At 67.7% G+C, this 12,333-nt stretch carries 11 protein-coding genes; 7 read left to right on the top strand and 4 right to left on the bottom strand.

The annotated features are described in order from the left end of the window. The first annotated feature begins 57 nt into the window (after window positions 1-57). The 4 genes from V4U86_RS18490 to V4U86_RS18475 all read left to right on the top strand — a co-directional run bounded on the left by V4U86_RS18490 (window position 58) and on the right by V4U86_RS18475 (window position 3,512). Complete coding sequence (locus V4U86_RS18490; protein WP_395307395.1) at window positions 58-1,119, top strand: phosphotransferase; 1,062 nt, start codon at window positions 58-60, stop codon at window positions 1,117-1,119. Beyond that, complete coding sequence (locus tag V4U86_RS18485; protein WP_395307394.1) at window positions 1,116-1,484, top strand: nuclear transport factor 2 family protein; 369 nt, start codon at window positions 1,116-1,118, stop codon at window positions 1,482-1,484. Before V4U86_RS18490 ends, V4U86_RS18485 begins: the two co-directional genes overlap by 4 nt. 26 nt (window positions 1,485-1,510) lie before the next feature. Continuing rightward, window positions 1,511-2,560, top strand: a complete 1,050-nt coding sequence (locus V4U86_RS18480; protein ID WP_395312109.1) for a TIGR03857 family LLM class F420-dependent oxidoreductase — start codon at window positions 1,511-1,513, stop codon at window positions 2,558-2,560. Between the two features lie 94 nt (window positions 2,561-2,654). After that, window positions 2,655-3,512 (top strand): DUF559 domain-containing protein, encoded by an 858-nt coding sequence (locus V4U86_RS18475; RefSeq protein ID WP_395307393.1) that lies wholly within the window; start codon window positions 2,655-2,657, stop codon window positions 3,510-3,512. A gap of 45 nt (window positions 3,513-3,557) precedes the next feature. On the opposite strand, the gene V4U86_RS18470 is transcribed toward V4U86_RS18475, so the two are convergent. Beyond that, window positions 3,558-5,054: an acyl-CoA carboxylase subunit beta gene (locus V4U86_RS18470; protein ID WP_395307392.1), complete on the bottom strand. Its 1,497-nt coding sequence runs from the start codon at window positions 5,052-5,054 to the stop codon at window positions 3,558-3,560. A 73-nt stretch (window positions 5,055-5,127) separates the two neighbouring features. Here V4U86_RS18470 and V4U86_RS18465 point away from each other — a divergent pair, with 73 nt between their 5' ends. From V4U86_RS18465 to V4U86_RS18455, 3 genes are read left to right on the top strand one after another with little or no spacing between them, the layout of a single operon-like run. Next, window positions 5,128-6,186, top strand: coding sequence for an LLM class F420-dependent oxidoreductase (locus V4U86_RS18465; protein WP_395307391.1), 1,059 nt, complete (start codon window positions 5,128-5,130; stop codon window positions 6,184-6,186). 13 nt (window positions 6,187-6,199) lie between these two features. Further along, window positions 6,200-7,060 carry an SDR family oxidoreductase gene (locus tag V4U86_RS18460; RefSeq protein WP_395312108.1) on the top strand — a complete coding sequence of 287 codons (861 nt, stop codon included), beginning with the start codon at window positions 6,200-6,202 and terminating at the stop codon, window positions 7,058-7,060. Between the two features lie 41 nt (window positions 7,061-7,101). Beyond that, window positions 7,102-8,337 (top strand): cytochrome P450, encoded by a 1,236-nt coding sequence (locus V4U86_RS18455; RefSeq protein ID WP_395312107.1) that lies wholly within the window; start codon window positions 7,102-7,104, stop codon window positions 8,335-8,337. Here V4U86_RS18455 and V4U86_RS18450 read toward each other — a convergent pair whose 3' ends face one another. Genes V4U86_RS18450 through V4U86_RS18440 form a run of 3 tightly spaced genes read right to left on the bottom strand, consistent with a single transcriptional unit; the run spans window position 8,338 to window position 12,326 of the window. Next, window positions 8,338-8,643, bottom strand: a complete 306-nt coding sequence (locus V4U86_RS18450; protein WP_395307390.1) for a WhiB family transcriptional regulator — start codon at window positions 8,641-8,643, stop codon at window positions 8,338-8,340. A gap of 15 nt (window positions 8,644-8,658) precedes the next feature. Next, window positions 8,659-11,181 (bottom strand): ATP-binding cassette domain-containing protein, encoded by a 2,523-nt coding sequence (locus V4U86_RS18445; RefSeq protein ID WP_395307389.1) that lies wholly within the window; start codon window positions 11,179-11,181, stop codon window positions 8,659-8,661. Then, a complete protein-coding gene (locus V4U86_RS18440; RefSeq protein ID WP_395307388.1) occupies window positions 11,178-12,326 on the bottom strand; it encodes a substrate-binding domain-containing protein in 1,149 nt (382 codons plus the stop codon). Before V4U86_RS18440 ends, V4U86_RS18445 begins: the two co-directional genes overlap by 4 nt. Between the last annotated feature and the right edge of the window lie 7 nt (window positions 12,327-12,333).

The raw sequence follows: 12,333 nt of genomic DNA, 5'->3' as shown, positions 1-12,333 counted from the left end.
TTAGACGCCCGACAACTAACTTAGTTGCTCTGCGTCAAATTTCTGCGGAGGTCGAGGATGACATCACCCGCTGTGCCCGTGCCGGTCCCGTCGAGTATCGACGAGGTGACCGCGCAGTGGCTGACCGCCGCATGGGGAGGCGCACCGACGATCACGGCGGTGCGCGCCGAACGGATCGCCGAGGACACCGGCTTCTCGGCACGGCTGTACCGGCTTTGGCTGACCGGCGACGAGCCCCCGGCCTCGGTGATCGTCAAACTGCCCGCGGAATCGGAGGCGCGCGGGGGCATGGAACTGCTCGGCGGCTATCGCCGGGAGTTCGCGTTCTACCGGCACATCGCGCCGACGGCGCCGCTGTCCACCGCGCACTGCCACATCGCCCGCATCGAGGGAGACACCTTTGTGCTGGTGCTCGAGGACCTTCAGGACTGGGATAACGCCGATCACCTGGCAGGGCTGTCGCTGGACCGCGCCCGGTTGTGTGTGGCAGCGCTGGCCGATCTGCACGCATGGTCGGTGCGCCGGGCCGACCCGGTTGCGCTGCAGGACTTCCCGGCCATCGACAACCAGTTGACCCGCGATCTGTTCCTGCCGGCCTTCACCCCGGGCTGGCACCTGTACCTGGACAAGACCGGCCGGTCAGTGCCGCCCGCGGTCGCCGACTTCGCCGAACGGTTCACCGAGCTGGCCCCGCAGGCGCTGAGCGCACTGACGGAACGACCGATGTTGCTGCACGGCGACATTCGTGCCGACAACATGTTCTTCCGGGGTGAGGAGCTCAAGATCGTGGACTTCCAGCTCGCGGTGCGGGGCGCGGGGGCCGCCGATATCGCCTACCTGGTCAGTCAGGGCCTGCCCTGTTCCGTGCGTCGGGGGCACGACGAGGCACTGGTGCACGGTTACCTGGAGGCCTTGGCGCAGCGCGGCGTCACCGACTACGGATTCGACGAGGCCTGGCGGCACTACCGCCTCGGTGTGGCCCTGCTGCTGTACATGCCGGTGGTGGCACTGCTCACCTGGGATGTGGTGCCGGAACGGTCACGACAGCTGTGCGTGACGTTGATCGACCGGGCGGTGGCGGCCATCGAGGACATCGGCGCATTGGAGGAGTTCGCATGACCCGCACCGCCCGTGAGGTCGTGGAGCTGTACAACCTGGTGGTGTGGAACGAGCGGGACTTCGCACTGGCCGACGAACTGATGGGGGACACCGTCATCCGCCACGATGTGGGGGAGGCCCAGACGCTCACCCACGACGAGGCCGTCAACCGCGTCGTCGACCACTGCGCGATGTTCGACAGCATCCGCTTCGACCTCAATCTGGTGGTCGCCGACGACGAGCACGTCGCGATCGTGTACCAGTCGCCGATGCGGACCACCGACGGGACCGAGCTGACCATCAGCAGTATGGAGATCTTCCGGGTGATCGACGGCCGTATCACCGAGGTCTGGAATTGTGGCTACAAACAAGGAGTGTGGGCGTGACGTCCAGCGGGCAGGAGCGAAGCGACATGGGTAATGACAAGGGCGTGCTGGACGAACTCGGGTACTACCTGCTGGCCGGGGCCGGCGGTGAGGGCCCGGCCACGCTGATGGACGAGGCGCGGCGCGGTGAGGAACTCGGGTTCGGCACCGGATTCATCTCCGAGCGCTGGAACGTCAAGGAGGCGTCCTCGCTGACCGGGGCGGCGTTGGCGGTCACCAGCAGGCTGCAGATCGCCACCGCGGCCACCAATCACAACACCCGCCATCCACTGATCACCGGATCCTGGGCCACCTCCATGCACCGGCTGTCCGGCGGGCGATTCACCCTCGGCCTGGGCCGTGGCATCGCCGCGATGTATGGGGCGTTCGGGGTACCGGCCGTGACGACGGCCCAGATGGAGGACTTCGCGCAGGTGATGCGCCGGCTCTGGCACGGGGAGCTGATCTTCAACCATGACGGGCCGATCGGCAAGTACCAGTTGCTGTTCCTGGACCCCGACTTCCGCGAGGACATCCGGCTGGCGATCGTGGCGTTCGGCCCGCAGACCCTGGCGCTGGGCGGCCGGGAGTTCGACGACGTCATCCTGCACACCTACTTCACCCCGGAGACCCTGCAGCGCGCGGTCAAGACGGTCAAGGACGCCGCCGAGAAGGCCGGCCGTGACCCGGCGCGCGTGCGGGTGTGGTCGTGCTTCGCCACCGTCGGCGATCACCTGCCCGAGGAGTTACGGCTGAAGAAGACCGTGGCCCGGCTCGCCACCTACCTGCAGGGCTACGGCGATCTGCTGGTGAGCACGAACAACTGGGATCCCGCTGTGCTGGAACGCTTCCGCGCCGATTCGGTGGTGCAGTCCGTCGCGGGCGGGATCGACCACAAGGCCACCGCCGAGCAGATCGAGCACATCGCGACGCTGATCCCGGATGAGTGGCTGGAACCGTCGGCCACCGGGTCCTCGCAGCAGTGCGTGGACCGGATCCGCCAGGAGTTCGACTATGGTGCCGACGCGGTCATCCTGCACGGCGCCACCCCGGACGAGCTGGAACCCATCGTCGCCGAGTATCGCGCGTCCGCGTAGTGATTTGTGGAGTTCTCGTCGGAATCATTGATACGAAAACTCCACAAATCGCAATGGATGGAACCGATCGGCGGGCTGCTGCGTCCACCTCAGTATGCTTGCCGACCTGCTGCGCAGCCACGACGGCGTCATCACCCTGGCTCAGGCGAACCAGGCCGGGCTCGGCCGTGACGATGTGCACTATCGAGTGCGCACCGGTCAGTGGCTACGGTGCGGGCGCGGAGTGTATTTCGCCGATGATCGCGAATACACCGACAGGGCGCGGATCCGAGCCGGGGTGTGGGCTTATGGCGAGGACGCCGTGGCCTCCGGGCTGACCGCAGCCTGGTGGCATCGCCTCACACAATTCGCACCGAACACAGTCGAGGTGACGGTGCTACGGAAACGCCGCCTGCGCATCAGTCCTGGCACCACACTGCGCCGTCGCGACCTCGATCCCGGTGAGGTGGTGGTACGGGACGGCCTCCGAGTGACATCGCTACCGCTGACAGTCGTCGAAGCGGCGGTGCGGCGGGGCGGCGGGGCCAAGCTGATGGATAACGCGCTGCAGCGCCACGTCGACCTGCGCGCGCTGTGGAAGGCGCACCTCAACAACAAGGGCCGCCATGGATCGCCCGCCGCACGAACATTGTTGCGCGCAGCCGAGGACGGAACCCGATCCGCTGCAGAGCGGCTGCTCGGGAAGCTCCTTCGCGGGGCGGGCATCACCGGGTGGAAAGCCAACTATCCGGTGGCCGGTTACAAGGGCGATTATGTGTTTCTCGACTGCAAGTTGATCCTGGAGACTGACGGTTTCGCCTTCCATAGCGATGTCGACGATTTCAACCGTGACCGGGTACGTCAGAACGCACTGATCCTCGCCGGCTATCAGGTGCTGCGATTCACGTGGCTGGACCTCACCGAGTACCCCGAACGTGTCATCGCCCAGATTCAATACGCGCTCACCCGGTGATTTGTGGAGTCCTCGTAGGAACCATTCCGACGGCAGCTCCACAAATCACGGCAGAATGACCGTGCGCTGTACCGGTTCGGCCGCGGCCTGCCGGGCCCGCAACCCGCGCTGCAGCGCGGACAGCAGCTGATCGCGGGTTTCGCGCGGATCGATCAGCTCGTCGAAGCCGAGGTGATCCGCGGAACGGTAGGACGCGGTCAGCTCGGCCTCGCGCAGCAGCGCCGAGAGATCGGCCTCGGCGTGCGAGGCCTTCGACAGCGCCGCGGCGCTCATCGCCCCCATCGTCGCACCCGGGAACGCGAACGTCGCCTCCTGGCTGTCGAATCCCAACAGCGACATCACCATTGAGCCGAAGCCGTATGCCTTGCGCAGTGTCACGTGCAGTTTGAGCGTCGTCGCCGCGGTCTGCGCGGCGAACATCCGTGCCCCGGCCCGCAGCACCCCGGTCTTCTCCGAGCGGCTGCCCGGCAGCATGCCCGGGTTGTCGGCCAGGAACACGATCGGCAGGTGGAACGAGTCGGCCACCATGATGAAATGCGCGGCCTTGTCGGCGGCGTCGGCGTCGATGGAACCGGCCAGCACGTTGGGCTGATTGGCCACCACGGCGACCGGGTGCCCGCCGAGATGGGCCAGCGCGCAGATGATCGCCTTGCCGAACTGAGGCTGGACCTCGAACCAGTCGGTGTTGTCGAAGATGACGTCGAGCACCGACCGCATGTTGTAGACCCGCCGGTTGTCGCGGGAGATGATCTCCAGCAGTTCCGGGGTGGGCCGCGGGGCGGCGTCCTCATCGAACGGCAGCGGTTCGGGGTAGGACCATGCGCTGGACGGAAAGTAGGACAGATAGCGGCGGATGTCGTCGATGACGGCCTCGTCGGTGTCCGCGTGGTTGTGCACGACACCGCTGTGCAGGGCGACGCTCGGCCCGCCGAGGTCCTCCTTGGTGATCTCCTCGCCGGTGGACTCGCGCACCACCGGCGGCCCGGCGGTGAAGATGGCGCCTTGGCTGCTCATGATCCGGAAGTCGCTGACGGGGGCGACCAGCGCGCCGTGGCCGGCCGACGGCCCGAGCACGGCGGCGACGGTGGGCACCCGGCCCGAGCATTGTGCCTGCGCGATCAGGTCGGTGGGGGTGCGGCCGTAATGCGCACCGGTGGGCCGGAATCCGGCGCCCTCCAGCAGCATCACCAGCGGGATCTTGTCGCGCACCGCGAGTTCGGCCAACCGGTAGCGTTTGGCGTTGCCGGTCGAGCCGATGCTGCCGGCCAGGGTGGTGAAGTCCTCGGCGCCCACCATGACCGGCGATCCGTTGATCAGTCCGGAGCCGGTGACGATCCCGTCCGCGGCGATCTCCCCGCCGGCGAACGTCCCGAACTCACGGAACGTACCGGGATCCAGGAGCCGGTCGATGCGGGCACGGACGTCGAGCTTGCCCTTGGCGCGATGCTTGGCGACACGGTCCGGTCCGCCCATGGCCAGGGTGTGCTCGCGACGACGCTCCAAATCGTCGAGGGTTTCCTGCCAGTCGGGGGTGTTCGTCATACAGGAGTCCTGTTCTCGGTGACCGTCGTCGGTTCGTTGACCATACTGAAGTGCTTACTGTAGCGTCCCCCGCATGGGTAATGTCGCCCGGCTGAGCATCGATCGTGGTATCCCGAGCGACCTCACTGCCGTCCCGGCGCGGGCACGCGAGATCGAGCAGCAGGGCTACGACGGCTGCTGGACCGGGGAGATCAATCACGACCCGTTCCTGCCGTTGCTGCTGGCCGCCGAGCACACCTCGCGGCTGCAGTTGGGGACCAGCATCGCGGTGGCCTTCGCGCGCAACCCGATGCTGGTCGCGCAGCTGGGCTGGGACCTGAACAGCTACGCCCAGGGCAGGTTCATCCTCGGGTTGGGCACCCAGGTTCAGGCGCACATCGAGAAGCGCTTCTCGATGCCGTGGAGTCACCCGGCCCGGCGGATGCGCGAGTTCGTCGCCGCGGTCCACGCGATCTGGGACACCTGGCAGAACGGGGTGCGGCTGAACTTCGAGGGCGAGTTCTACAGCCACCGGCTGATGACGCCGATGTTCACCCCCGAGCCGCAGCCCTACGGGGTGCCCAAGGTCTTCGTCTCGGCCGTCGGTGACCTGATGACCCGGGTGGCGGGGGAGATCGGTGACGGTCTGATCGCGCACGCCTTCACCACCCGCCGCTACCTGGACGAGGTGACCGCGCCGGCCCTGCAGGCAGGTCTGGACGCCGCCGGGCGGTCCCGAACGGACTTCGAGTTGTGCTGCCCGGTGTTCGTGGTGACCGGCGAGACCGAGGAGCAGTTCGCGGCGTCGGCGGCCGCGCACCGCAAGCAGCTCGCGTTCTACGGGTCCACGCCGGCGTACCGGAAGGTTCTCGATCTGCACGGGTGGGGCGGGCTGCACGACGAGCTGCACCGGCTGTCCCGGCTGGGGGAGTGGGACACCATGGCCACCCTGCTCGACGATGAGGTGCTGGAGACGTTTGCGGTTGTTGCCGAATTGCCGGATGTGGCAGAGGTTTTGGTGCGCCGCTGTGCAGGTGCCATCGACCGGGTGCTGCCCGGGTTCCCCGCCGGCATGTCGGAAGCCGCCATCGCGACGGTGCTGGATGAGGTTCGGCTACGCCGGGATGCCGTGAATGCCAATGCTGATGCGTGAGAAGAGGTTCACCGTGGACAGGATCGGCGGCAAGGCCGTGGCGATCACCGGCGCGGCTCGGGGCATCGGGTATGCCACCGCCGAGGCACTGCGCGACCGTGGCGCACGGGTGGTGATCGGCGACCGTGACGTCGAGGCGCTGCAGGCCGCGGTGTCGACGCTGGGGCCCGACCGGGTCAGCGGCCACCCGCTCGACGTCACCGACCGCGAGTCGTTCACCAGCTTCCTGAAGCACGCACACGTGGACGGCGGCGGACACATCGACGTGCTGATCAACAATGCCGGCGTGATGCCGATCGGCGGGCTCCTCGACCAGTCCGAGCAGGCACTGCGCTCGGCCATCGAGGTGAACTTCTACGGGGTGATCACCGGGTGCCAGTTGGTGCTTCCCGAGATGATCGACCGGGGTGCCGGCCATATCATCAATGTCGCCTCGCTGGCCGGTCTGATGCCGGTACCCGGTCAAACCGTTTACGCCGGAACGAAATCCGCGGTGATCAGCTTCTCCAGTGCGATGGCCGACGAATTCGCCGACCGCGGCATCCAGGTCAGCGTGGTGATGCCGCCGTTCACCCGCACCGAGCTGATCTCGGGCACCGCACAGACCCGGGCGAACCGGCCCGTCGAACCGCAGGACATCGCGGCGGCCATCGTGCGCGCACTCGACAAACCCAAGACGCATGTGTCCGTGCCCGGTGGAATCCGGTTCGTGCTCGGCCCGCTGGGGCTGCTCGGCCCGCGCGGCCGGCGGTGGGTGAGCCGCCGGGTCGGCACCGACAAGGTGTTCCTGGAATTCGACACCGCCGCCCGACAGGGCTATGAGCTACGCGCGCAGGCAGCCCTGGGCGTGGTGGGCGAGGAACTTCAACCGTGACAGCCGAATCAGTCGACGTGACCAACAGTGAGGAGCCGCCGGTGAGCACACCGACGATGGACGAGGCCGCAAAGGTCCTGGCCGACCCGAAGGCCTACACCGACGAGGCCGGGCTGCATGCCGCGCTGACCCACCTGCGGGCCAACGCCCCGGTGTCCTGGGTGGAGGTCGAGGATTACGCCCCGTTCTGGGCCATCACCAAGCACGCCGACATCATGGAGATCGAGCGCGCCAACGACATCTTCACCAACTCGCCGCGCCCGGTGCTGGTCACCAAGCAGGGCGACGAGCAACAGGCCGCGGTCGGCATCAAGACGCTGATCCACATGGACGATCCCCAGCACCGGGACTTCCGGGCGATCGGGGCGAACTGGTTCCGGCCCAAGGCCATGCGCGCGCTCAAGGACCGGGCCGACGAACTGGCGGTGCAGTTCATCGACAAGATGGCGGCCGAGGGCCCGGAATGCGACTTCGTCCAGCAGGTCGCGGTCAACTACCCGCTGTACATGATCATGACGCTGCTGGGGGTGCCCGAGTCCGACTTCGCCTCGATGCTGCGCTGGACGCAGGAACTGTTCGGCAGTGACGACGAGGAGTTGCAGCGCGGCACCATGGAGGAGAGCATGGGCGCGCTGCTGGAGATGTTCGGTTACTTCACCGAGCTGACCGCGTCGCGCCGGGCCAACCCGACCGATGACCTGGCCTCCACCATCGCCAACGCGACCATCGACGGCAAGCCGCTCGACGACATCGAAACCGTCTCGTACTACGCAATTCTGGCCGCCGCCGGGCACGACACTTCCAGCGCGAGCATCTCCGGGGGGATGGCGGCGTTGCTGCAGCACCCCGATCAGCTGGCGCGGCTGCGCAACGACATGAGCCTGATGCCGCTGGCGGTCGAGGAGATGATCCGCTGGACCACACCGGTCAAGGAGTTCATGCGGACCGCGCAGCGCGACTACGATCTGCGGGGCACCCGGATCAAGGCGGGCGAGTCGGTGTTGCTGTCGTACGTATCCGGCAACCGGGACGAGGACGTGTTCACCGACCCGTTCACCTTCGACGTGGGCCGCGATCCCAACAAGCACATCGCCTTCGGCTACGGGGTGCATTTCTGTCTGGGTGCGGCGCTGGCCCGACTCGAGATCAACAGCTTCTTCTCCGCGCTGCTGCCGCGCCTGGAGTCGGCCGAACTGGCCGGCGAACCGGCCCACATGGCCACTACGTTCGTCGGTGGGCTCAAGCACCTCCCGATCCGGTACCGGCTCAAGGACTAGTCAATCGTATGCGCGGTGGGTTCGCAGGTTGACCGCCCGCGGAGAGAGCAGATGGCTGCGTTCCTCTTCGGTCAGTCCTCCCCAGATGCCGTAGGGCTCTTCGAATCTCAGCGAGTGTTCATGGCAGTCGACCCGCACCGGGCACTGCCGGCACACCCTCTTGGCCCGTTCCTGACGGTTGTGCCGCGCCCGGCCCCGCTCGCCGTCGGGGTGGAAGAAGATCGACGGGTCCTCACCCCGGCATCGGGCGTCGGCATGCCAGCGCCAGGTGTCCGGGCCTGGCGAGTGCTGAGGGTGGCGCGGCATGAGATCTCCGATCCGTCACCGGGCGGTCCTGCGCTGCACCTGGGCGTAGGCCGCGGTCGCCGCCAGTGCCATCAGGCCGACCAGCAGGTACTGCCAGGCCTGTGACAGGTTCAGGAAGATGGTCGCGTTGCTGATCACCTGCAGCAGCAGCACGCCGAACAGCACACCGACGAAACTGCCACGGCCACCGAAGATCGATGCACCGCCGAGCACGACCGCGGTGATGGCGGCCAATGTGTAGGTGATACCGGCGGTGGGATCGCCGACCCCGATCTGGGCCATCAGCATCAGTGCACCGATCGCGGTCAACAGCGAGCTGGACACGTAGGCGATCATGTGCACCGCGTCGACCCCGACCCCGCGCTTGCGCGCCGCCGACTCGTCGGAGCCGGATGCCCGCAGGCGCAGACCGAAGGACGTACGGCGGGAGGCGAACTCGAAACCGACGAGCAGTGCGATGCCGACCAGCACGGCGATCGGGAAGGGGCCGATCCGGGTGTTGAGGGCCTCCACCACATCCAGCGCGATGATGCCGCCCGGGGCGTCACGCAACACCAGCGACAAACCCTGCAGGCCGGTGAAGGTGATGAGGGTGGCGACCACCGGCACCACCTTCGAATAGCGCACCATCGCGCCGTTGGCCAGCCCGACGGCGGCGGCCAGGGCGAACATCAGGACCAATCCCAATATCCACCAACCGAAACCGTAGCCCTCGACGATGAAGAACGATGCGACCACCACCAGCGTCCCGCTCAGCGGGCCGACCGACAGGTCGATCCCGCCGGTCAGCATGACGACCAACTGCCCGGCCGCCAGGAACAGGACCGGCGCCATCAGCATCAGCAGGTTGGCGATGTTGAACTCCGACAGGAACCTGCCGTTCACGGCGGTGGTCACCGCGCCGAGGGCAAGGATGACCGCCAGCAGCACCAGACTCGGTGACTGCTGGCTGCCGATCAGCCGCCGCCAACGCGATGGTGTGCCGACGCGCGGCGCCGTGGTGCCGGCACCGGTGCCATCCGTGGCGTCGGTGCGGTCTGCGGTCAGTGAGGCCTGGGTGATCGCGTGCTCGGTGACCTCGTCGCCGATCAGTTCGGCGACCACCTGCCCACGGGAGAAGACCAGCACCCGGTCGCACAGGCCGGCGAGTTCGACGTCGTCGGAGCTGAGCACCACCACCGGGGTGCCGTCGTCCGCGACCCCGCGCAGTCGGTGGTAGATCTCGGAGCGGACCCCGACGTCGATCCCCTGGGTCGGTTCGTCGCAGAGCAGCAGTTGCGGTTCGGACAGCAATGCCCGGCCCAGCACCACCTTCTGCTGGTTGCCGCCGGAGAGCGTGCCCACCTCGGTGTCGATGGTGGCGGTCTTGACGCCGAGCTCACACACCTGCCGTTCGGCGAGGTCGCGCTCGGCGGCGGAGGAGACGAAGCCACCGCGTGACACCTCGGGAAGCGTGACCAGAGAAAGGTTCTCGCGTACCGACAGGATCGGTGCCAGCCCCTCGATCCCGCGCTCCTGAGGCATCAGGATGATGCCCTTGTCGCGGGCGGTGCGCGGTGAGGACAGCCGCAGCCGCCCGCCGTCCATCGACAACTCGCCGTGCGAGGCCACCGCGCCGCCGAGAGCGCGGATGAACTCCCGCTGGCCGTTGCCCTCGACACCGGCGAGACCGAGGATCTCGCGCTTGCGGATGACGGTGGACACACCGGGGGCGCCGGCGGCGCCGAAGTCCGCCAGGACCACCGCATCCGGGCCCGGATCGGCGGCGCGGTCGGGGAACAGCGCCTCCACCGTGCGTCCCGCGATCAGCGTGACGATCTCGTCCTCGGTGACTTCGGCGGCGGCGAATCGGCCCCGGATCTGACCGTCGCGCAGCACGGTGATGCGGTCGGCGAGCTCGAAGACATCGGGCAACCGGTGGCTGATGTAGATGATCGCCACCCCGTCGGCGGACAACTCGCGGATCAGCCGGAACAGCCGGGCGGATTCGGCGGCGGCGAAGGGTTCGGTGGGTTCGTCGAGAATCAGCACGCTGGGGTTGCAGGCCAGCGCTCCGCAGATCTCGATGATCTGTTTCTCCGCCAGGCCCAGCTGCCCGGCCGGCCGCGTCGGGTCGATGGCGATGCCCATCGGGGTGAGTTTGCGGGTCGCCCAGGCATCCAGGTCGCCGAGCCGGGGCCGCAGGCTCGGCGGGACGGCCAACGCCAGGTTCTCGGCGACGGTCAGGTCGGGCAGGATCGCCGGAATCTGGTATGCGATCGCCAATCCGGCTTCCTTGGCCGCCCGCGGTGACGCCGACGTCAGCTCGTCGGCGCCGATGCGGACGGTGCCGCGATCGGGGGACAGGGCCCCCGAGGCGACGGCCATCAACGTCGACTTGCCGGCCCCGTTGCCGCCGACGAGAGCGTGCACCTCACCGGGTGCGGCTTCGAAGCTGACGTCGTCGAGCGCCGTGACGCCGGGGAAGGTCTTGGTGACGCCCGACACCGACAATCCGCGACGGGTGCTGGGGGACTGGGGGCTGGGGTGATTGGTCATCGGTAGATCTCCGCGAGTTTCTCGGTGCTCAACTGGGATGAGGTGACGGCGCTCGCGGGCAGGTCCGGGTCACACACCGGGGTGAGTGCGGGGTCCAGCGAGTCCATGACGAACGGCACGTTGACGATGTCGGGTTCGGGCTCGGGAATGCCCTGAGCCGCCGCGACCGCCTTGCGCAGCGCCAGCCTGATGATCCAGGTGCGGGCCGTGACGGCGACCGCCTCGAACTGCGGCTGGCTCGGTTTGTTCTCCAGATAGGCGCAGGCAAATCCGTTGTTGTCGTTGGCTGTCCATACCGGCAGCGGCCGGCCGGCCTGCAGGAACGCCCGGATGCCGCCCAGGGAGCTGTCGCCGGAATCGGTGATGACGGCGTCGATCTTGGGATACTTGGCCAGCAGCCCGGCGACCACCCGCTGGGTCTGGGCCGGATTCCAGCCGGTGTCGATCGGGGCACCCGGATCGTTGAGCAGCGTGACACCCGCACACTCGGGATTGTCGGCGAGTTCCTGCTCGATACCGTGAATCTCGCTGAGGCTCTGCGCATTACCGGGGGTTCCGCCGAGGAAGATGGCGTTGCCGCCCTCGGGCCCCAGCGCCTGGCACACCCACCGGGCCCATTTCGCACCGTCGGTCACGGTGTTGTGCCCGACGAAGGCGGTGTAGTCCACACCGGGTGTCCCACCCGGGCTGGCGGTGTAGGGCACCACGGCGACACCGGCTTCGAAGGCCTCCCGCAACGTCGGGATCAGGGCCGGACCGGCATCGGGGAACACCACCAGTGCCTGCACACCGAGTGCCACCAGCGCCTTGATGTCGCTGATCGCCTTCTGCGGGTTGTTCTGCCCGTCGGCGTAGGGCAACACCTCGATGTTGGGACACTTGGCGGCCTCGTCCTCGAACTCGGCGCGGGCTGTCTTGCGGAAGGCATTGTCGCCGACGCCGTCGGCGAGGGCCACCTTGATCGGGGCGTCACCACAGAAATCGGTGATCGGCCGCAGTTCGTCGACCGATCCGCTGAGGCTGGGGTCCAGGTAGACCGGGGCGACCTCGAAGGCCGCCGGCGCACTGAACGGCCCTCCGGCGCATGAGGTGACGGTGAGGCCGGCCAGCACTGCCGCGGCTGCCGCCCGGATTCGAGTGTTCACGCGAATT

The sequence above is a fragment of the Mycobacterium sp. AMU20-3851 genome, from assembly GCF_043974665.1.
GTDB lineage: Bacteria > Actinomycetota > Actinomycetes > Mycobacteriales > Mycobacteriaceae > Mycobacterium.
This window is presented reverse-complemented; position numbering and strand designations above follow the sequence as displayed.